At 57.8% G+C, this 23,028-nt stretch carries 10 protein-coding genes; 4 read left to right on the top strand and 6 right to left on the bottom strand.

The window, feature by feature from the left end; all coding sequences use genetic code 11:
• Positions 1-43: 43 nt before the first annotated feature.
• The 4 genes from CCX46_RS23890 (at position 44) to CCX46_RS23875 (ending at position 16,180) form a co-directional block, all read left to right on the top strand.
• A complete protein-coding gene (locus tag CCX46_RS23890; RefSeq protein WP_127929543.1) occupies positions 44-3,547 on the top strand; it encodes a hypothetical protein in 3,504 nt (1,167 codons plus the stop codon).
• Positions 3,548-3,695: 148 nt separating this feature from the next.
• A complete protein-coding gene (locus CCX46_RS23885) occupies positions 3,696-7,325 on the top strand; it encodes a Tc toxin subunit A (RefSeq protein ID WP_127929542.1) in 3,630 nt (1,209 codons plus the stop codon).
• Positions 7,326-7,380: 55 nt separating this feature from the next.
• Positions 7,381-11,475, top strand: a complete 4,095-nt coding sequence (locus tag CCX46_RS23880; RefSeq protein ID WP_127929541.1) for a Tc toxin subunit A-related protein — start codon at positions 7,381-7,383, stop codon at positions 11,473-11,475.
• Positions 11,468-16,180, top strand: a complete 4,713-nt coding sequence (locus tag CCX46_RS23875; RefSeq protein ID WP_127929540.1) for a hypothetical protein — start codon at positions 11,468-11,470, stop codon at positions 16,178-16,180. The genes CCX46_RS23880 and CCX46_RS23875 overlap by 8 nt, the downstream gene beginning before the upstream one ends.
• A 60-nt stretch (positions 16,181-16,240) precedes the next feature.
• On the opposite strand, the gene CCX46_RS23870 is transcribed toward CCX46_RS23875, so the two are convergent.
• From CCX46_RS23870 to CCX46_RS23845, 6 genes are read right to left on the bottom strand one after another with little or no spacing between them, the layout of a single operon-like run.
• Positions 16,241-17,572, bottom strand: a complete 1,332-nt coding sequence (locus CCX46_RS23870) for a DUF58 domain-containing protein (protein ID WP_127929539.1) — start codon at positions 17,570-17,572, stop codon at positions 16,241-16,243.
• Positions 17,569-18,570, bottom strand: coding sequence for an AAA family ATPase (locus CCX46_RS23865; protein ID WP_127929538.1), 1,002 nt, complete (start codon positions 18,568-18,570; stop codon positions 17,569-17,571). The genes CCX46_RS23870 and CCX46_RS23865 overlap by 4 nt, the downstream gene beginning before the upstream one ends.
• Entirely contained in the window at positions 18,567-19,730 is a 1,164-nt protein-coding gene (locus CCX46_RS23860) for a DUF4350 domain-containing protein (protein WP_127929537.1), read from the bottom strand. The genes CCX46_RS23865 and CCX46_RS23860 overlap by 4 nt, the downstream gene beginning before the upstream one ends.
• Positions 19,727-21,274, bottom strand: a complete 1,548-nt coding sequence (locus CCX46_RS23855; RefSeq protein ID WP_127929536.1) for a DUF4129 domain-containing protein — start codon at positions 21,272-21,274, stop codon at positions 19,727-19,729. Before CCX46_RS23855 ends, CCX46_RS23860 begins: the two co-directional genes overlap by 4 nt.
• Positions 21,261-22,238, bottom strand: coding sequence for a stage II sporulation protein M (locus tag CCX46_RS23850; RefSeq protein WP_127929535.1), 978 nt, complete (start codon positions 22,236-22,238; stop codon positions 21,261-21,263). The genes CCX46_RS23855 and CCX46_RS23850 overlap by 14 nt, the downstream gene beginning before the upstream one ends.
• A complete protein-coding gene (locus CCX46_RS23845) occupies positions 22,235-22,960 on the bottom strand; it encodes an RDD family protein (RefSeq protein WP_127929534.1) in 726 nt (241 codons plus the stop codon). Before CCX46_RS23845 ends, CCX46_RS23850 begins: the two co-directional genes overlap by 4 nt.
• Between the last annotated feature and the right edge of the window lie 68 nt (positions 22,961-23,028).

The following is a 23,028-nucleotide window of genomic DNA, read 5'->3' as shown; positions in this document are numbered from 1 at the left end:
GTAGTTTCGGTGCAAGTTTGCCTAATTGCGCAGGAGCACTGAAATGGACGACGAGATTGGAGAATCCGAGAGTGGGGATGAGCAGAAGAGCGAGAGTAAAGCTCAGACCAACCGCGTACCGGACGAGTCTCTCGCTGATAAGGCCTCCTTCGTCGGTGTGGGCGAGGGCGAACAATATTCCGAAGTGTTTTGGGACAACGCTGTCACCACGACCCTTTATCAGATTCACCCACGCGTGCCGTCCCTGACAACCTTACTGGAATGTCAATACAAGTTTGACAGTGAGCATATTCATGTGAGGACCGTAAAGTACAAGATGACTACCCGCGGTGGGAACCGGGATCGCGCTAATATTGATGTGGTTCTTAAGGCTGGTGGATATGAGCGAAAAAACTCACCGGACACGATGAGGCAAGACGCACAGTGGCATAACTACGTAGTTACCCTGAGCGTGCCACTTGGTACGTATGACGTAGAAGTTTATCTGCAGATGCGTATTCAATATGACGGACCTGATAATGATGTCGAAGATTGGGAGGGTTGGAGTGATAAAATTATTCCTGCACGGACGCCTGTCATACAATCTCCGTTACCAAATACGCTTGTGACAATGCCTTTCCTGGTTAAGGGTAATGGCCATTGGCAGAAGGGGGCGATCCGTATACTTGGTCCGCGTGAAAATATCATTGGTATCGCCGCCCTGAAAGGTGATGGTAATTGGGAAGCTTCCATTTATTTGCCACTGGAGGACATGTCTTTTTATGCCAAGCAGGTTGTTGGCACTGAGATATCGGTTGCTTCCAATGTCATAAAGATTCGACAATTCGTGACCTCAATAACTTCACCCGTGGAAAATGCATGGGTAACTCATCCCCAGTTGTTTTTTAGTGGGACATGCATATCGGGAACAACAATCACCGTCGTGGAAGCGAAGGATCATGCTGCAACGTTATCAACCCCCCGCGTCTTCAACTCCATCAGTTGGAATGTAGGTTTAAAACCGGATAAAACACTTCCATCCGGAAATCTGGCCATTCAGGCACGCCAACAGTCTCCCGGCTGGTCTGACAGCTACTCCGCTGTGGTCAATGTAATGGTGCTGGGGTATCCGGTCATTAGTACTTCTGCTCCGTTGCAAAATCCCTCATTCAAACTTGAAGGCGGCAACGGGGTGAAAGGTGCTGTCGTCGAGATATTCCAGAATTCGACCAGTAAATTATTAGGACGCAGTGCTGTACTGACGAGCGATAAATGGGTAGTCGATTTAATAAATGTACCTTCGGGTAACCTTTCTCTCGTAGCTGAACAGGTAATCACGATCCACCGTTCCGGGAGAGGAACACCACAAACGTTCAAAATCATTCCTCCCGTTGTAGAGATCACCGGTCCTGATTCGAACGTCCCACAAAACACATCGTTCACCCTCACAGGGAAAGGCGCCGTGGCAAATGCCACCATCAAGGTTCTCAAAGATTTGGGCAACGATCCCCCTTTGGCCAGTAAAGTTGTGGTGGCCGCTGGAGACTGGAGCATACAACTGACAGGCCTGGCCCCCGGAGTCCTGTCACTCGTAGCGGTGCAGGAAGTGGATGGCATTCCATCCGCGCGCAGCGGCGCCCGTCCCTTCAAAATCCGCCCCCCAAAGTTGACCGCCCCTGACGTCACCTATCCCACTGACAGCACAGTGAAGTTTTCTGGCAACGGCCATGACCGCGCCACCGTGCAGATCACTATCAACAGTGGCCCGAGTCCAACACCCCCGCCCTCTGTTGGCGTGGCGAGTGGCAAATGGGAAACCATCGCGACGAACTGGGCGGCTGGTGAATACGCGCTGACCATTGTTCAGAAGCTGTCCGATGGTGCTGGCGGCTGGATCGAATCGCTGCCCCTGGATTTCACCTTTGACAAAACGCTGCCTGATGTCAGCGATTTGAAGCACACCGTGGAATACCGGCCGACCTTCAGTGGCAAGGGTTTCAATGGCGCCACGGTGCACGTTTTTTGTCCCGACAGGGTCAACCTGGCCGCGCCAGAGACAGTTGTTGTCGGTAATGAATGGTCAACCACAGCATCGGCAGTGTGGGGACCCTCAAACGATCGGGAAGTCCACGTCAAACAAACGTTGAACGGTCAGTGGTCACCAAACTGGCGCATCCTCAAAGTCAGGACTCCCCCCTTGGCGCCCGGACTCAACGTACCTTCCGAAGAGGGTCTTTGCCCGGAATTCAGCGGCACCGGTTGGTCGACAGCCAAGGTGCATATCAACTTCAGCGATGATCCTCAGCCGTATGTAGTGACTGTCGTTGCAGAGGTCTGGACGTTCCGGCGAACCACCCCCTTTAGCGGCAATACCCTGCACAAGATCGAAGTGCATCAGGTTGCCGAAGGGCTGGATTCACCGAAAGTGGCCAGGACTTTCACGGTTTATCCAGTGATTGAACAACCGGTCATCATTTATCCGCCGGAAGGCAAAGAAGTACCCCGTGACATTTCCGTCACCGGCTCGGGCGGCATGGAGGGCGCCACGATGCGATTGTGGGATGATCGATATGAGAAGTATCTGACGCCACCACAACTCGTGCCCCCTGGTGGCGAATGGTCAATCGACCTCAGGGGGCTGACGTTTGAAGAACATGCCATCCGGGCGGAGCAAACCATCTACGCGCGGCCTTTCAAGCGAAGTGAGCAACGCAAGTTCAAGGCGGTTGTACCCCCTCCGGAGTTTACCTGTCCGAGCGACGGACAAAAGCTGTCACGCACTTCGACGCTCTCCGGGAAGGGTATGCCGTACGCACAGGTCAAGGTGTGGATGCTCGGCGATACTTCTGCGCCATTTACCGAAGCGCGTGTAGATCGCACAGGCGACTGGAATGCCGAGGTGACCTTGCCGGTGGGCGAAAAAACCATCTGGGCCGTGCAAATTTACGACAATGACGGTGACCCTCAAACGTCGAAGGATAGTGATCGGGTGACCTATCAGGTCGTCCCGAAAGCACCCGATATCGAATCCCCGACGAAAGACGATCATGCCGGGCGGGTATTGGTGGTGTCCGGTTTCGGTGTGTCGGGCGACACAGTCACGGTCAAGGTGGGCAGTACACATCAAAGTGCGCCTGTGAAGGCTGATCGCACCTGGTGGGTGAGGCTGGAACTCAACCAGCCTGGTGGAGAACCTTTGCTGGAGGTGGTCTCGGCGCTCGGCGAATTCGTATCGGAGCCGGCAACGCGCCCGATTGTGCTGGGCACTTACTGGCCCACCATTGAGGTGCCGGCACCGGGTAGTTGGGTGGCTAACCCGGTGTCCCTGGCGGGCAACGGTCGCCAAGGCGTCGGAGCAGTCGTGAGCTGGTTCAACCCGGATCTGGAATTGAGCGCGAACATTCCCGTCGATCCCCTGAACGGCTGGCAAGCGCAGGCCGGACCGTCGCTGATGACGGGAGGGCAATGGTCTCGATTCAGGCAGAGCCTCAACGATAGTGAGAAACGGTCCGACTGGGTCGATAGCGAGCGCTTTGAGGTCGAGCCTGGTTCTTCGAAACGTTCATAGGCCCATTTTCCGATGAGTGGTCATAAATACTGTCAGATCTGACAGTAGGCGAAAGTCACTCAAAAGCGCTAAATCCTTACATAACGACCGGCAATCTGATGATGACGTCAGATAGTCGGAACCCGCTATCGTCTCAAGGATATTGATCATGACTGTTGCGTCCCGCCCCGTTGTGCAAATGTTCGAGCAAATATTTGGCGAAGCACACATCACAGAAAACGCCGGGCTGGGGAAGCTGAGGTCTTATCTCGAGCAGGGCGGTTCGATTTTTCCGCTGGTGGAAAAAGGCGCTCAGGCCTTGGTCAGTGAGTACCAACTCAGTGTGGGCGACGCCCGACAGCTCATCCGGCGGGCCAACAGTTACGTCACGTATATCCGGCGTGAGTTTATCGAGCACACTTTAAAGGGCGATCAAACCACACAGACCGATCCGTCGAGCGGGTTGCTGTCGATGGTTGATGGCCCGAAATACGAGATTATCTTCAAAACCCCATTCGACAGCATGTGCCCCCCCGAGGCGTTGGAATCATGCATCTCGCCCGTGGCATACCTGATCGATCTGTTGCGCTGGGTTCTACTGCGTATCGAGCCTAATGATGACGCGGACGAAAAGTTCCTGCTGCATGGCCGCCGTACCGACTTGAAGTTGCTGTCTGTCGACGGGCCAGCGGTGCATCAGGCGGTGTCGTCGGTCGACATTATCATCGCGGTGCTGGAGAAATTCATCACGGCACAGCAATCAGAGTCGATCGAAGATGCCTTGATCAACGCCCGCTATCCCAATGGCCTGCCTTACTATCAGCATTGGGTCACGATTGACGGTGTGGCGCGCTCCAAAGGGCTTTCGGTGGGGGATTTCGACCGCAGCATCGATCTGTCCTACCCCTATTTTCTGCCGTCGGTTGTCGGTGCGTCCCGCAACACTCGGGCGCTGGCGCATGCCTCGCGGCTGGGCCCGTATCAGCGAAATCTGCTGACTGAGCCTATGTACCCTTTTTCGGATGCTGAGGCGTTTTATCGAGACAACTTCGATACTAACGATACTGACGAGTCTGAGGGGAAGAAACTCGACCAAGTCAGCTATTTTGGTGAAGCAACCAAACTCGGGGCCGTGGAGATCGAACGGTTGTTATCGGTGGGTGATTTTGCACCGGTGCGCTCGGCGAACATCGACTATGTCGACAAACTGGACTTACCTGCGGAAAGTGCCCGTTCTGGCTCCGTTTATATCAACGCCAATGTGCACCCCGGTATCCGGATCAATTACGCAGTAGACAAACCTTTCAACACGCTGACGGTTAAACCCGAGACTGAGGAAGGCCTGACTGCAATCGACCGGATGAACCGCAAACTGCGCCTGGACAACTGGCTCGAGTTGCCGAGCGACCAGGTCGATGCCCTGTTGACGGCGGCAATCAGAGCTGAAGCTCGCAGCACTGGCAGTGCGCCGAAATGGGAGATATCGGCCAACGTCGTGCATGCCTTGGGGCTGTTCCAGCATTTGCGCGAACGCTATCGCTGCACGGCGGCGGATTTCGCTGTGATTGTTGACCAATTGTCGATCTATGGTCGTGGCGAAACCCTTTCGCAATTCGATCAGATCTTCAATGGTCAGGGGGCATATCGCGAACCCTTGAAGCTCCGTGGTGGATTGTTTCCGGTGACGCCGGTGCCCGGTGAGGCCGATCTGACGATCAGCCAGCTGTGCAATGGCTTGGGTATCGATCTGCAGACCTATCATTATCTGGCTCTGGCGGTTGCCGGCGCACACAAGCGTGAAGACACCTTGCTACTCACCCCGGCGATCGTTTCCAGTCTATGTCGCCTGGTCATACTGCCGCGGCTGTTTAACATGACACCGGTCGAAGGTGTCTTGATGCTGACGTTGTTGGGCGGGCAGCAATGGCTTGATGGCCTGGCGGGCGTGCCGGTGATCAACGCCTCGGCGAGCAGCAACCCCGATGTGCTGAGTCTGGTCGAAGCCATGGACACCTGTGTGCAATGGTGCGAGCAAAGTAATCTGCCGGTGCTCTGGATGTTGCAACACATTGCCGTACCGCAAAGTGTCAGCATAGCGAGCGAGTCGGACCTGCAATTTTTCGATCAGGTCACTAACCTCCTGCCAGCGGCGCGGCTGTCCAACAATGACTTTTTGACGGCAGGCGTTCCTTCTGTTGGCGCGGTCGACTGGCTGGACTTCCTGTCGACCAGTAGGGGGGGGGACGCTCTCGTCGATCATAACGGACTGGTGTTGCACTACCCCGGAACGCCAGAAGCATACGAGGCTGAGGCGCGCACGAAGCTCCTGTGGGTTGTGCAAACTGCTTTTGGCGGGTTCGATCAGTCTGCGCATGACGCCCTCGTTAACACAATGTTCGCCGTGCTTTTGCAAGCCCGGGATGCTCAGGTATCACTGTTGAAGGAGACGTTGGCCGTCTATGCCGGGATCCCGGCCGGGCACGCCATACCGATATTGAGTTGGGCGAACTCAACCACTCACTCTTTTCTGGAACAGGTGGTTGCGCATATTGAGGAGGGACGTCGGGACGCTGGCGGCCCATTGTTCGATGTGTTGGCCGAAGTGCGGCGACGCAGTGAAGTGGCCATGACACTGAACCTCAGTGTTGAGTTATTGCAGGACTACCTGGATTACGGCCACAAGGCCTGGTTTGGCAAGCCGTCGAGCGCCAAGCCTGAACTCTCGGTGCGCACTCTGTACTACTTGAGCACGCTCACGCGCGCTTTCGATCTTGGCCGGCAACCGCCACAAAAGCTGCTGGATTACCTGCGTCAGGTCGATGCCCTGCCTGAGGTCACAGGGAGTGCATTGTGGCTGGCGCAACAGGCCTCAGCCATCAGACTGGCCGAGTTTTTCGGCTGGAGCGCGCAGGAAGTGCGCGACTGTCTGAAACACATCGACAAGTCTGGAAATCTGGTGCTCGGAGGCCTCATCGAGCTCGATCTGTTGATGCGCGTACGCGTGCTGTCAGGCAAAACCGGCATGGACGCATCGACGATTTTCCAGATCGGCAATCTGCCCGAGACAGTGGACAAGGAGGCCTATGCCAAGGCCGCTGAGCTTGCCTTGCTGAACGAGTCCCGAGCGCAGGTACCCCTGGTGCATGCCCCGGGCGACCTCAAGGCATTGGTCAAAACCAGTGCTGAAATCATCGATAGCAACAGTTTGATTGCTAACAAACCTGATGAAAAAGCGACCTACAGGGTGACTGTCACAGATACAGCAGGCAAACCCATGACGGGTGTCAACGTTTACTGGCACACCACGTTAGGGACCATGAGAAACAAGGCAACCGATATATACGGCCGGGTCGAGGTTGAATACTGGCCGGGCAAGGTCATGGGGACAGACCAGATCTTGTACTGGCTGGACTTGTTCGAGCCCGAGCCTGCCGAACCCGTCTCTATCGTCGCTGATGGCAGCACCCTGTGGTTTCCCGGTGACTTCAAATCCCCGATCCCGCTGGGGATTGTTCCCCGAGGGCAGGAAGTCGAGCTGTACGCAACGGTGGAAGACCGATACGGCAACCTCGGGAAAGACGTGCTCGTGAAATGGTTCGTGCAAAGCGTGCCGCCAGCGAAAATCAATGAAGCGATCATCCGACCGGAGGATGGATTCACCAATCAGGAAGGGGTGACGCGTGTGGTCGTTTCCAGCCCCACCGGCGGGACATTCGTATTCAGTGTGCGTACCGATGGTGGCGAGACAGAAACTTATTTCGAACCCATCACTTTTGCCGGCGATGAGGCCGAGCAATGAGCGGCGTGGCCTGCCGGCCATTTGACTCAGGTTTTTGTCCCAGGGAGCACGGATCATGGATTTGAACACCTCCGGTGGTTTGCTGGAAAAACGTCGTTCGGCTTTACTCGATTACTGCATTGGAAAGATCAGCAGGCAAAAGTACCCGTTCCTGAGAACGCCGGAAGATCTGTTTGAATTGCTGCGCATGGATCCGCTGGACACTTATGCCAGGCAAAACTCATGGGTCGCTGAAGCAATCAGTTGCGTGCAGCAGTACATAAATGCGGTGCATCGCAAACTGGAGCCGGGCTTCATCGATTACAACGTGCCTGCAGAACATCTGGCGCAGTGGGATCTCTACAGCAACTATCCGGACTGGGCAGCAGTACAACTGATCAGCCTCTACCCGGAGAACTACATCACCCCGTTTGTCCGCCAGCGCAAGACCAGCCTGTTCAGAAATCTTGAAAACGACCTCAATCAAACGCGTTTGAGTGTGGATTCGGTTCAGGCAGCGATGCGCGGATATTTGCAAGCGTTCGAGCAAACCTGCGATCTGGATGTTCTCAGTTGCTACATGGACGGAGATACGCCTGAACGTGCCGATTACTACTTCATCGGGCGCCAGCGTGTGCAACCGTGCCAGTACTTCTGGCGCAGGGCACAGATCGAGCTGACGCCGACCTGTACGGCGGTCAACCCGGCGGCGTGGAGCGAATGGCAAGCCGTGGACGTTCAGCCCGCCAATCGGGTTGTGGACATACGCCCGGTGTTCTGGAATGGCCGACTGTGTCTGGTCTGGGCGGAGTGGCGCGAGCCGGTCGCCAGTAAAAACGAGGACGAGTCCATCGACGGCAAGCTGGATATCAATCTGGCGTTCATGACGCAGAACGGGCAATGGTCGGCACCGTTGATTGTGCACAGCTCCGCGTACCCGACTGTTACTGGAGGTGCCAGCTTTTCTTTGACTGCCATGGTGGCGACGGTGCGCACCGATTCTGTGGAACCCAAAGGGACGCTGGGCATCCTGTTCGAAGGGTTGTATGGCCCTCATAAAGTGTCGGCGCGTACGGTTCACGACGTACTGATGCGCCCCGTGACGTATGACGATGGCGCATGGCTGGACAAGGCATGGGAGAAGCGCTTCAAGACCCCCGAGACCGTTCAGCATCGGCTGCCCAGTCAGGTTGGGATTGTCAGCGAGGTAGAAAAAGGCGGTACGTTGGCTGCGTTTCTGGGGTTACGAGTCACGGCACGACGTGAAGGTGATGGTCCGGATGGTCGAGATGTACTGGTGGTGCAGGGATTTTGTATGCCCACGGGCCAGTCGGGCACGGCTACGACGAGCATTGCATTGAAGTTGTTGAACCGAACAATTGCTGACCCAGATGACGTCTCTGCGGATCGCCCGATGGCAGGTAACTGGTGCGTGGACGCCTTGGAGGAGTTCAGTCGAGCGAAAGGAAGCTGGATGGACAGCGCCAATTTCTCTCTTGACGCCGGGGCGTACGGCGTCAAGCATTTCAAACTGAATGTTGCCGAACTGCTGGATTTCATCCCGCCCACTCTGGTGAAGAACACCGTCGATGCCGCCCAGTTTCTCTCCTTCAACCAATCGTCGCTAGAGCTGAAATACACCCGCCTGAATTCGCTGTTTGGTCCGGAACTGGTCTGGCGCGCCAATATCTCGGTGGACGCCGTGTTGCACTGGGAGAACCAGTTCATGCGCGAGCCGCCGCCGACAGGCTTTAAATTCGACGAACCAAACGGTGCTTTTGATGGTGCCAACGGGCTGTATTTCTGGGAAATCTTTTTTCATCTGGCGCACCTTGTGGCGATCCGCCTGCGCGATGAGGAACGTTATCTAGAGGCGCAACAGTGGCTGCATCACATTTTTGACCCGCAGGCGATCAAAGAGGAAGCCCCGCTACCGGATAAACCGCGCTATTGGCGCTGCCGACCCTTGGGGATGGATCAAGGCAATGCCGGCTGTGAAGCGCTGGCTCCGGCCGACCCGGATGCCATCGGCTATTCGAAGCCAGTGCACTTCAAAATGCTGATGTTTACCGAGTACGTTAAAAACCTGATGGCGTGGGGGGATTGGTATTACCGCCAACTGACGCGAGACAGCCTGGTGGCGGCCAAATTGTGTTACGTGCAGGCTGGCTTTCTGATGGGCAAGGCGCCCAATACTCGGGCGGTGAGTCATTGGCAAACCGATACGGTCGGCAACCTGCTGTTGCAATGTGGCACGCGTCCGGCTCTGGAAAAATTCGAACAGACATTCAACTTCAGTCTGGCCGATGTCCCGTCCGGCTCCGATACGGCACCCATGCTTGGGCTATTGGCCTGCGCGCCATTCAAGATTCCCGTCAATCAATCGTTGCTCGACCTGTTTGCCGCGCCGCAGCAGCGCATTTACAACCTGCGTAACAACCTCACGCTGGACGGCAAGCCTCTGGACATTCCCTTGTTCAGCCCTGCGACTGATCCGAATCAATTGCTGCGCGATCTCGCGGCGGTCGGTGCCGCCGGCCCGAGGCCTTTGGGGGGGCGGTTGGTGGTCAACGCATTCCGTTGGCGCGTGATATTCGAGGTCGTATTGCGGCACGTGCAAGCACTGCAGGATTGCGGCAGTCAGGTGCTCAGTCTGCTTGAGCGTCGCGACCGTGCCGAGCAGGAAGAACTGCAGCAAAACCATCTGGTGGAACTGGGCAGCTACGCCCAGACAGTACAAGAGCAATCCATCGCGCAACTGGAGGCGGGCGTAACGGCTCTTGAGCAGAGTCGTACGGTGGCACAGCAGCGCGCTGATGCGTATGCACAGCGCTATAACGAAAACGTGTCGGCAGTTGAATATCAGGTCATGGCCAGCCTGGATCAGTCGAAGGTGCTTGCGTTGACCGCAAAGGTCATCAAGCCTGTAGGGGCAGTTCTGGCGTCGTTGCCAAACGTTTTTGGCCTGGCCAACGGCGGTCATCGTGTTGAAAAAGTGACCGATGCCGTGTGTTTCGGGCTGGAAGTCGCCTCGTCGCTGTTGCAAATCGATGCTGATAACCAGTCCACCACCGAAGGCTATCGCCGTCGCCGAAATGAATGGGGGCTGCAACGCGATCAGGCGCTGGCGGAGGTCGGTGCGATCAATGCACAAATCGAGGCGCAACGGCATGCGGTGGAGGCTGCCCGCTGCAACCTGGCGCAAACGCTGCGGGCCAACGGCCAGGCATTGGCGGTGTACAACTTTCTGCAAAAGCGTGCAACCAATGCTGAGCTGTACGGCTGGATGATCGGTCAGCTCAAGGCGTTGCATTACCAGGCCTACGATGCGGTGCTCAGTTTGTGCTTCAGTGCTCAAGCGTCGTTGAGTGCCGAAACCGGCGATTATGAAACACAGTGGCCGTTGCAGCAGTTCTGGCTGGATCAGCGTCATGGGTTGACGGCCGGCGAGCATTTGCGTGCGCACCTCCTGCGTATGGAAAGAGAGTACCTGCAACGCAACGAGCGACGGCTGGAACTTGTCAAGACCGTTTCGTTGCGCCAATTGTTCGATGATGAAATCGACCCTCAGCCGGGTATGGATAGCTGGACGGATGCGTTGACGGATCTGCAAACCAATGGCTCGCTGGAATTCAGACTCACACAGTTGCTGTTCGACCGTGATCATCCTGGGCATTACTGCCGACAGATCAGCGCGGTGGAGATTGATCTGCCGGTTCTTAGCGGGCCTTACGAGGATGTGCGCGCCTCTCTGGTCCAGCTCGGTAGCATGACGGCCACCAAGGCAACGTCGCAGTCGGTCAAATACTTGCATGACGTTGAGGGCGGTGGGGCTCCTGTCGAGGTGCAATTCAATCTGCGCAGCGGTCAACAGATCGTCCTTTCCAAGGGCATTGCCGACAATGGTCTGACGGCAATGAAACCTGATGAGGGCTTGCTCAATCCGTTCGAAAATACCGGAGCGGTCTCCAGCTGGAGATTGAATTTCCCTTGGGCCGGGCAAGATTCGCAGGCGGCAATGCTGCGCTCTCTGTCGGACGTCGTGGTGCGCGTCTACTACATGGCCAAGCCGGGTGATCCTGCCTTCGGGCGGCACGTGGAAGACTTGGTCACCACGGTTAGAAGAGCTGGCGCAAAGCGTCAACGTCAAGGAGCGAGCCGCCATGAGTAAACCAGGGGTCTACGCCGACGAAAGTCTGATTCTCAATGGTAGTTTTCTTCAAGGACTGGCTCATTGGAAAAAGTCGGGATCGGCCGAAAAAGAGGCAGAGTTGTGGCAAGGGCAACTGACGCCCTTTCTGGCCATCAAGAATGGTGGCTGGGTAAGTCAGGATGTGCGGATACCGCAGAATCCCGTTGAAGACGCGCGTTATACGTTGAGTTTCATGTACGAAACGAGACACGAAAAATCGGGCTGGGTGTTCATCTTCAAGGGTGAGGAGAAACTGCACGAGGTCGAACTCAAACCGCATAGCCCGCTTGGTCACGCACAGGGTCAGGCCCATAGCGAAGCCGGGCAACCCTTGGCGCTGGACCTGAAACCATGCGTTTTGCCTCTGGGGGTATCGTTCGCTCGCGATGACACGCTGCGTATCGAGATTCACAGCCCGCTGAACAACGAGGGTCAACTTTACCCAAGAATTTGCATTACCTTCCTGGACATCCAACTGCGTCTGGGTGACTTGAAGCTGCAAGCGGTGCATCTGGATCAAGAGCGCCTGACGCCAGAGCAGACGGTGTACCTGTGTGTCGGGGCATCGTTGGGCGGGGAACAAAACCCATTGCCGATGTACATGCCTCACCAGTTGTCGTTTGAGCCCGAGCCAGGCAATGCATGGCTCGGTACCAAGGCTGCCTTGATCAGTTCTGACAACCTGCAGGAGGCGGTCGTCGTGACGCCCGCTTGGGGCGTCGATCAACTGTTGACGTCAGCGTGGTCGTTCGATGTGCCGATGATCAATCTGCCACTGCCCCACGAGTTTTCGCTGACTTTGCAAAACCAGTACGACGCCGAGGACTTTTCGATCCGCATATCACTGGGGCATCACCGTCTGATCTTCAAGGATAGACTCCAAGCAGCGTATTACCCGGTGCTGGAACTTGAACAACGTGTGCGACTGGGCGTGCAAGTTGTTTCTTTCTACACCTCGCAGTCCATCGAGGGCCGCGAGGTGAAATGGTCGCTGGCGGGCAGCGGTGTGAAAGCTGAGTCCCGTACCGATGAGCAAGGCTGGGCTTACTACGACTTCGGGCCGAAGGAAGCGGGGGTGGCGGTTATCGAAGCGTCGGTCGAAAGCCTTTATTACGCCAGTGGAGTCTGGACTGAAAAGTTCAATGTGCCGGTATTGGCCAACGACCCATGGAAAGATCTGCGGGCCGTGGTCGAAGGTGACGAGACGGCCTGGGACACGCAAGGCTATCCGAATCGTGGAAGCTCCCATGACCTGCAGGTGCGTCTGCCGCTAGCGGCTGACAGTCCATTGTTGAAAACCGGGTTTTCTTTGCACTGGAGCGGCGAGAGCGCTGAGCAACTGGGTGTCGATGTCAGCCCTGCGCTTGAGGTTCCGGTAGAAGGCACCGGGGACGATATGGTCTGGACACTGAGCAGTGAAGACAAGCGCGACGGTTGCTTCAAGCTGTCGCTGGTCTGTTCGAAATTGTTGTTGCCGTCGCCTGCCAAACCGATGTCGCTGGCGCGTAATCGGGTCAGGGTGGGCGAGGTGCGCGAAGCCAACAGATCCCCGATCGTGGACGAAACCGAAAGTGTGCTGCTGCGGCTGCAGGCCGTGCATGAGACGGTCAGCGGTGACGGTGATCCGGTCAGCAACGCGTTGGTCGAGTGGATCATTCCGGAGGGTGAACCGGTGCGCGGTGTCACCGGATCCGGTGGTTGGGCGAGTCTGCTGTATACGCCAAAGACCGCCGGCGAACTGACTGTCAAAGCTGTTCTCAGGGCGCATGAAGATGCGGTACCGACTGAGCGCGACTTCAGCGTCACGGCCGTCGCCACGAGCCCTTGGAAAAGCCGGGTCAGCATCTGGCTCGACGATATCGATGTTCAAGGCAATCCGCTTGGTGTGCTTTGTCTGCGTGGAAAGACCCACACGCTGAAAGTCGTGCCCATTGGCGACAGTGACGAGTGGTTCGATCGCTACATCAGCCTGCACTGGCGCGGTGACAAGGATCCTGGAATCGGATTGAAACCCGCAGACCTGACAATACCCAAACCGTTGATAGAGAGCGGAGTGCAGTGGGAGCTTGTTTCAGATAAAGCCGACAGTCACAGCAGTTTGTTCGAGCTTGAACTGCGTCTTGAAAATCTGCCGAGCGTACGCGAATTGTCAGGACGCCTGCTCGCCGAGGATTTGGAGGAGGAAGTCGCGCTGATGCTCGATCAGGTGCAGTCCTCGCTGGATGAGCGCAGTCTGTATCCCTGTCTCAAGGCTGTTCACCGCTTCAAGGTATTACCCCATGCGCTGAGTCCTTTGGTCGGGCTTGATGCGTCATTTATCTGGACGGGGACACCCGCTGACACGGTAGGGGTGGATGTTGAGCCGCGCTGGGATGATCCGCAGACATTGAGCGACGGCGGGGCGACCTGGGTACTGAACTTTAAAGGGAGCGAGAAGCCGGAAGAATTTGCCCTGGCGCTGGTCTTGCCGCAGCTGCAATTCGAAGCGGTCGCCAAGCCGATGGTGCTGGACCACAACAAACTCAGGATTGAGGCGTGGCGTGAATCGGCGGTGGATCCGGTCATGGACCAGGATGCGGCGTGGTTGTGGGTGCAGGTCTACTCGCATCACACTGAAAAGCCCGTGGATCAGGCGCCCGTAAGCTGGACAATCGATGCCGAACCGCGAGAAATCCACACCACGGTGGATGGCTGGAGCGGTTTCGAATTCAAGCCGCAAAAAGCCGGCGAGCAGTCGGTGATCGCGACCGTACTCAGTCGCTTTGACGGCTTTGAAGAGCATCGTCCGATGACGGTCAACGCGCTGGCAAGCAATCCTTGGAATGAGCTGATGGTGAGTTTCGACCTTCAGGACAAACAGCCAGTGGGTACGCAAACGTTCTTCCCCCGGCACAATCTCCAACATGTGTTGAGCGTCATCGCGCCGAGCGACAGTGCCTTGGTGGGCAAGGACCTGACGTTGGGAATGACGGGCTCCGGACCGGCAGCTCTGGGCTTGCAGTTTGAGGAACCAGGGCTGGGTGATCCCCGGCTCTTTTCAGAGCTTGGACAGACCTATGCGTTCAAGTCGCATGGCTCCACGGACGGTAGTTTTGGCTTGCGCTTTGCGTCCACTCGGCTGGCCTGCCTGTCTCCGGTCATTGCGATGTCGCTGGGGTCGGGTGAACGCGTGCTGAAAATCGCTGAGCGCCAGCGCGTCAACCAGACATTGCTCTGGGGGGGGGAGGTGTCGGAGCAAGTCGAAGTGGTCTCGGTGATCAGCGGCAGGCCGATGGCCGGGGTGACCGTGACGTGGCGCAGCCCGGATCTTGGCGAGTTGAAAACTACCACCAATTACTACGGTGTGGCGCGCGTGCGGTTTGTACCGACGACACCTGGTGCAGTGCAATTGACAGCCACAGTGGGCGACAGCCTGTATTCAGAGTCAATTGCGTTGCCTTGTTTCCTGCATCAACCGCGGGAAATTCAGTCACTGCAAAGTGCGGAACCCAGTGGGTATCCGGGCCAGGAAGTTTCAGCACAGGTAATTGTGATTTCCGCGCAGACGGCTGAACCGTTGGTTGATGTCGAGGTGGAGTGGGAATATCCGGGCATCAAGATTGCCTCGACGAAAACGGATGCTACCGGCAAAGCCGAGGTCAAGTTCAGGCTTCCTCCGGTCAGAGAGGGTTGGTTGCTCGCCACTGTCAAAGGTGGTTATACCGGATGGGAGGTCAAATCGATGATGTTTACCGCGATTCCAGACTCGGATACCTGGCTGCAGGAGTTCACCCTTTGGCTCAATGGCGAAGAGGTGGATCTTGTTGATGGAAAGTTGATTCTGTCACGCGCCTATACCTACGACCTGGAATTGAGAGTAAGGAAACACAGCTGGTTGATTGGCTGGGCGAGTGTGGCGCTGGAAGATCTGACCGGGGCCGAAGCGTTGGGGCTGAAGTTCGAGCCTGAACTGAAAACCTTGCGTCCGGTGGACGGAGAGCCTATTCGCTGGAGCGTCTCATCCGAGGTATCAGGGCCCGTCGGCGATTTTGCACTGAATTTGACCAGCCCGGATCTCCCTGATCGGTTGTTGCCTGGGCAATTGTCAGCTTTCGATTTAGATAATGAATTTGAAGTCCAATGCAACAGTGTTCCGAAAGCACTCGATGAAGCAGCCTATCCTTGCCTCGGTGCATACAATTCAATACTCATAAAAGTAAAAGCCGACAGTCCTTTATTGGGCCGTTTGGTGAAACTGACGTGGGCGGGAGACAGTGCAGAAAGCCTGGGGATAGAGGTACATCCAAAGGAGAGGCAAATGCTGAGTGCAGAGTGGGTAGAGTGGGCTCTGGACTGCAAAAGAAGCACTCAGGACGGCAGATTTTCATTGGGGGTGGAGAGTTTTGAAGGAAAGTGGGCTACGACTTCACCATGGCACATGTCGTTGGGTCATCACTTAGTGTCCGCTGAGCGCTGGACGAAAATACATGACGGACCTATCTATTTTTATGAAGAGTACGGAATCAGGGCGATCTCAAGATTCTTGGACACTCCAGCAGAAAACGTTGAAGTTGCCGTCTATCGCGATTACTCGACCACCCCCGAACTTCACTACACCAATAGAAACGGAGAGGTAGTTATAACCGTTATGGGGCAACATATCTCCATGAGTATTAGAAATCGATATAACGGCAGTATCGTTTAGCTCAATTACTACGCTTTAGTGAGGACGAATGCCTCTGAGTCGAGGGAGGCATTTTTTCAATCAAAAGCTTTCCGCCCCCTTCAGCTCGAGATACCGGGTCAACAGCTCAGCCCCCAACTTCGCAGCCGGAACATCCACCACTGGAACCCCATGAGCACTCAAGCGCTCATGGAGTTCTGCCCGTTCGTTCAGGTAATTCACCGTCCCGCAATAAGCTAGCGCTTCTGGCAAGTTTTGCACCGCTCTTTGGCGTATCGAATCCAGCGCCTCCTCGCGCAGGCTTGCCACCAGCACCCGATGTTGCGCACTCAGGCGTCTAACCGCGCTCAACAGTTCATCGTCATCTTCATCACGCAAATTGGTCACCAGCACCACCAGTGCCCGGCGCTTTTGTCGGGCCAGCAGTTGATTGACGGCAGCCTGATAATCGGCGGGACGCTGAGTGCTCTCAAGGTCATAAACCGCATTGAGCAGCACGTTCAGTTGGCCGCTACCTTTGACCGGCGCCAGATAGTGCGGCTGCTCGCCGGCAAATGTGCTCAAACCCACCGCATCGCCCTGACGCAAGGCCACATAACTGAGCAGCAAACAGGCATTGAGTGCGTGATCGAAGTGCGACAGTTCATCGTCCTGGCTGCGCATGCGCCGGCCGCAGTCGAGCATGAAAATGATCTGCTGATCGCGCTCGTCCTGATACTCGCGGGCAATCGGCGTGCGCTGGCGCGCGGTGGCTTTCCAGTCGATCTGGCGCAGGCTGTCGCCTTCGCGGAATTCGCGCAGTTGATGGAATTCCAGACCCTGACCGCGACGTTGCCGCTGGCGTACGCCGAGCTGGCTGAGCCAGTTGTCCACAGCCAGCAGTTCACCGCCGTAGAGCCGGGCGAAGTCGGGATAGACGCGGGTCTGGTCGCTGACGCTGAGCAGGCGTTTGCCTGACCATAATCCCAAGGGGCTGGGCAGGTTGATTTCGCAGTGGACGAAGCTGAAATGACCGCGTTTGAGCGGGCGCAGGCGATAGCCGAGCAGGCTGCGCTGGCCCGGTTGCAATTCAATGGAGAGCGGCAGGTGTTCGAAGCTCAAGCCTTCCGGTGGGTGGTCGAACAGTTCAATGTTCGTCGGCGCAGTAAAGTCATGTTCGACTTCCAGGTGCACCTCGCCCCAACGTCCGAGGGCGAGACTACCGGGCATCTGACGTGTGATGCGCGGCGTCGGCAGACGTTTGAGGCGCAGCGCATCCAGCACCGCCAGGGCCAACAGTGCCAGCAGCAAACCCCAGTTGATCGAGATCAGACTGGCCGGGATATCGGTCTCCAGTGCCCGCAATGTCCCCAGCACAATGCCGATGACCAGCAGCACAGCCAGCCAGATCAACAGCAGGCGTGAGGGTTTCACAGACGCGGCGCCGCAATCTGGTCGAGCAGTTGCTGGAGCACCTGATCGACCTGCAAACCTTCGATGTCCAGCTCCGGGGCGATGCGCACGCGATGGCGCAGCACGGCCAGCGCGCAGCCTTTGATGTCATCGGGAATCACAAATTCGCCGCCACGCAACAATGCGCGGGCACGGGCGCAACGCACCAAGGCAATCGAGGCGCGTGGTCCGGCGCCAAGGGTCAGCCCCGGCCAGGTGCGCGTGCTGCGCGCCAGGCGCACGGCGTAGTCGAGGACCTGGTCGTCCAGCGGCAAATCACTGGCGATGCGTTGCAAGGCTTGCACATCCTTGGCTTGCAACACGGTGCGCAGCGGTTGCACATCGAGCATGTCGGCACGGGTCGAGCGACAGACCTGACGCACCATGTTCAGCTCCTGATCGGCGTCGGGGTAGTCCATGCGTACCTTGATCATGAACCGGTCGAGCTCGGCTTCCGGCAGGGGATAGGTGCCTTCCTGTTCGATCGGGTTCTGTGTGGCCAGAACCATGAACGGTTGCGCGATGGGCAGGGCGCGACCTTCGAGCGTGACCTGACGCTCCTGCATCGCTTCGAGCAAGGCGGCCTGGGTTTTCGCCGGTGCGCGGTTGATCTCGTCGGCCAGCAACAGATTGGTGAACAACGGGCCTTTGCGCAGTTTGAACTGCTCGGTTTGCAAGTCGTACACCGCGTGGCCGGTGACATCGCTGGGCATCAGATCCGGAGTGAATTGAATCCGCGCGAATTCGCCACTGAAGCAGCGGGCCAGTGCACGCACCAGCAGGGTCTTGCCCAGCCCCGGCACGCCTTCGAGCAGCACGTGGCCACCGGCGATAAGCGCTGTCAGCACGTCGTCGATCACCTGATTCTGGCCGATCAGGGCTTTCTGCAATTCGCCGCGCACCGCTTGCGCCAACTGGCTGGCACGCTGGCGTTGCTGGGCGGCGTGGCTGGCGCTGCCGGGCTCGATCTGTTCGGTCATAGCGTGTTCCTCAAGGTTTGCAGGTGGGCGACCTGGCGGCAAAAATCGGCGCTGGAGATCCGCCGGTTCGGCACCGGGCTCAAGGCCTGGCTGATAGCGCGAGTGGATTGCCGGGTCAGGCGCGACAACGCCAGCCATTGTTCGGCAACGTTCAATTGGTCAAAGCCGGGATGGCGACGGCGGGCGCGGCGCAGCACATCCTGTTGCAGGGCTTGCAGGAGTGCCTGTTGGCCGTTGTGACGCAACAGGAAATCGGCGCTGGCACGCAGGTGTTCCTGCAACTGTCGCCGCCCGCTCGGGGCCGGCGTCTGAAGTGGTCCATGGCGCACACCGACATGCCACAGCCACAGACCGATCAACGCCAGCAGGGCAACGATGGCTTGCGGGAAGTAGCGCCAGAGCAAGGTCAGCAGGCCATCGTGCGCGGTGTTGTAGATCAAGGTGACGTCGGTGTCGGCGCTCAAATACCAGAGCAGCCAGGCATTGTCGTATTGGCTGATGCTTTTGTTTTTCCACAATTCGGCGTCGGTGACCACGGTGATCGAGCCGAGGCTGTAGGGCAGTTGCATCATGTGCGTGGCCTTGGCGCTGTTGGCCCAGGCTTGCGCCAGATTCTTCGGGTCGTCGAGGTGGAAATCGGTGTCGAAGCCGGCGTAGGCCGGTGCGTCTTCGTCTTCCAGATAGAGTCGGGTCAGTTTCGGAAAGCGTTCTGGTTCGACGTCTGCAGGCAAGTCTTTCAGGTCCTTGCTCAGGGATTGATGCAGTTGCACCCGGTCGAGCAACAGGTCGTTGCTCTGTCTGGTCTGCTCATCCCACAGTGATTCTGCGACGAATACCAGGCGCCCGCCGGCCCGTGCCCAGTTCAATACCTGATCGACCTGACGCGGGGTCATTTGCGAGCGGTCGTTGAACAACAGCAATGTATGACGGCGTGGGTCGATATCGGGGAGCGCCGCGAGGCTTTCGGCATGGCTGACCATGAGCCCACGCTCACGTAAAAAGATCTCGGCCGCCAGATAAGGATTGGCTTGCGCGGCGGGCGAGGGGCCGTGATCGACTTCTTCCTGATAAGGCTTGGCCTTGAGGTAGAGGAAAACGCTCAGCGCGCCCAGCAACAGGGCGATCAACGCAGCGCCCCAGCACAGTGTCCGGCGACTCAACGGGCAGCTCCGGGGCCAAACAAGGCGCGCCAGCCATCACACAATTCCTGTTGCATGGACGCCGGTGGTACGCGATGCCCGTAGGCCATGTTTTGCCAGTGGTTGGTCAGGTTGCGGCTGAAGGCGAGCAGTTCGGCGCGCTGCAATTGTTCAATGTGCGCCAGCACCTGGAGTTCGGTGTCGGCGGGCTTCAGGGTCAGATCGAAATCGTGGAGCAGATGGCTGAGCAGCCCTCGATACAGCAAGCCCAACGCTGCGCGGGGTTGGCTTTGCCAGAGTTGCTCAGCGCTGGCTGCGATGTCGTCAGGCAGGGTGTCGCGGTTCAAGTCCAGACCGAAGGCTTGCTGCGGCAACGCGCGTTTCGGTTTGGCAGGCAGTCTCGGGCGGCGACTGACGAAAGCTTGCAGGAACTCGCGATAACGCCAGAGCAGCCAGCCGATTGCCGCCAGGAGCGCGCCCCACAACAACACTTCAATGATCTTCGCCAGCAGATTGAGGTGTTGCCCGTCGAGCCAGCCCAGCAGGGTTTTCAACCACTGCGGCGCTTCACCCGGTGTTTGCGCTTCGGCAGGTTTCGCCGGGTCGTCGCCAAAGCGATAGCGGGTGACGGATTCCTTGTTCTTGAACGGCGGTTGTTCGAGCAACGCCTTGATGCTGTCTCGGGAGGCCTGACTGGTGAGCGGCTGATTCAACAGTCGCGGTGCCTGTGGACTGTCATCAGGCTCGGCTGCCCACGCCGAAGGCACATTCGGCAGCAGCAGACAGACCGCCAGCAGCACCCCCAATACACCGTTGTTCAGGCGCTGTCGCAAGCGGCGGAACACCAGCTCGATATCCCATGCTTCCAGCTGTGTGCGGCGGTTCAGATAAAGGCTGAAGCCACAGGCGACGTAGATCGGTTCCCACACCACCAGCACCAGCGCATAGAAAACATTGGTCAGGTGTTCGAGCCAGCGCCAATCGTGATCCGCCGCGAATATCAGCGATTGCCAGTCCCAATCCGTTTCGATCTGCTGCGGTAACAGCATGTAGAACAACACCATCAGGCCGATCCACAACGCGGTCTCCAGATGCACACCGATGAGGGTCAGCCATTGCGCGGCGCCGGCGTTGCGTTGCAGCAGCACCTGCAGGCGTTGTTGCCGGGCATTGCCGTCGAGGCCTTCGAGTTGCACCACCGGCAATAGAAAGCTGCGGCTCAAACTCAGGCGGCGCCAGGTCAGGCTGGCCAGCAGTTGCGGTTTGAGCAGGCGTGGCCATTCGCGCAAGGCTTGTTTAAGTGTCGGCGTTTCGCCAAACAGCGCTTTCGACAGGATGTACAACGGCAGGCGTTCGTACGCCGGTTTCAGCCACCAGAAGATAAACACCGCCAGTGACGGCGAATCCCAGAACAACAGGCTGAGCAAAGCGAACAGCGGCAAGGTGACGATCGCCCAACTGGTCATCAGCAGACGGCGATGTTGCTGGCTCATCAGCACGCCGAGGTCCATGGCTTCCCAGGTCGTGCGCGGACGGATCACCACGGTGGCGTCACTCAGGCGCATGGCGTGTCCTTCCGGCGAACGACAGATAGAGCGCAACCAACGTCCAAAGCCCGGCGCCGACCAGATATTTGGTCAAAGGTGTGACACTGGTTTTCGATGACCAATAGGCTTCGATGAACGCGGCAATCAACAGGAACAACATCACGCCGCAGACCAGCAACACGCTTTTGCGCGCCGCCCGTTGCAGCGCTTCGCTGCGGCTCAGCCGTCCGGGGGCGATCAGGGCCCAGCCGAGTTCCAGGCCGGCCGCCCCGGCGAGGGCAATGGCGGTGAGTTCAAAGGCGCCATGGGCGATGACGAATGACCAGAAGGTCTGGCCAAAACCGATCTCGCTCAGATGCCCGGCGACCGCGCCGATGACCATGCCGTTGTAGAACAGAAAGAACGCACTGCCCACGCCCATCAGCAAACCGCTGGCGAAGGTCTGAAAGGCGATGCCGATGTTGTGCATCACGTAGTAACCGAACATCACCCAGTCTTCGCTGGCCGCGCGTTCGGCGGGGCGCCCGAGGTGGCCGGCGACCGGGTCATACATGCCTTGCATCTCACGCACCTGATCGGCGGGGATCAGGTTGTAGACCAGTTCGGGAAACACATACACCAACACGCCAACGCTGATCAGGCTGCCGAAGAACAGCAAAGCCGCGGCCAGCACAAAAGGCCATTCGGCACGTACCAGACGCGGAAAGTCGGCAAGGATGAAACTCAACAGATTGGCGCCGAGGCGGCTGCGATGGCGGTACAACTGCTGATGCCCGCGCAGCACGTGTTGTTGCAACGAATCAATGAGGAAACTGCTGTAGCCACGTTCCCGGGCCAATGCCAGATGCTGGCAAAGCCGTCGATAGGCCTTGGGGAAGCCGGCTACTTGTGAGGTGTCCTTGCCACGTTCGAGGCGTTCGAGGGCCAGCGCAAAACGCTCCCATTCGGCCTTGTGACGCGTCTCGAAAAGGCTTTGCTTCATGACGTACCCAACAAACCACGGGCGATGCCGTTGAGTTCAACGACCGCTTTGGGTGCGGAAATATGCAGTGGCTGGGCGAGCAAGGCAGCCAGCTCATTGACCCGCGCTGGCGATAATTCACCTTGGCGCTCGGCAAAGCCAAGCACGGCGCGTTGTTCCGCGAGAGTCAGGGTGACCGGCGATCGCCGGGGTTCGGCATCAGGCAGTTGCGGTCGGGTCAACGGGCGTTCGCTGTAGACCACCAGTGTGCCGGCCGCGATGTCGCCGAGGCGTTTGAAGGTCGGGTGTTGCAGGCAACTGAGCGCGCCGAGGAAGTAGCCGAAGGGCAGCAGATCGACAAAGCGCAGCAAGTTGCGCAGCAGCGAGGCCGACCAGCCAATCGGTGTGCCGTCGTCGTGCACCACGCGCAGGCCCATCCACTGTTTACCCGGCGAGCGGCCTTGACGCAGCACTTCGAACAGCACCATGTACCACCAGCTGATCGCAAACAGCAGCAGCGAACCAAGACCCATACCGAGCTTGCCGAGAAACGCCAGGGCGATGAACAGCGCGCCCATGATCAGGCCGCGAATACCCAGATCGATGGCAAAGGCCACGGCACGCACCATCAACCCGGCGGGACGCAACGGCAGATCGATGCCTTCCGGCGTTTCGACCTGATGCCGCGTATCCAGCGGCGGGGCCAGCGGTGCTTTCCTTGGCGGTGCTGTGGGCTCGAGCATGGGCTACCTGATGTTCGCCTGTTCGGGGTGCAAGTGAGGCCGATGCTAGCAGCCTCTCGGGGGGAAAC

The organism is Pseudomonas sp. RU47 (genome assembly GCF_004011755.1).
In the GTDB taxonomy this organism is placed as follows: Bacteria; Pseudomonadota; Gammaproteobacteria; order Pseudomonadales; family Pseudomonadaceae; genus Aquipseudomonas.
This window is presented reverse-complemented; position numbering and strand designations above follow the sequence as displayed.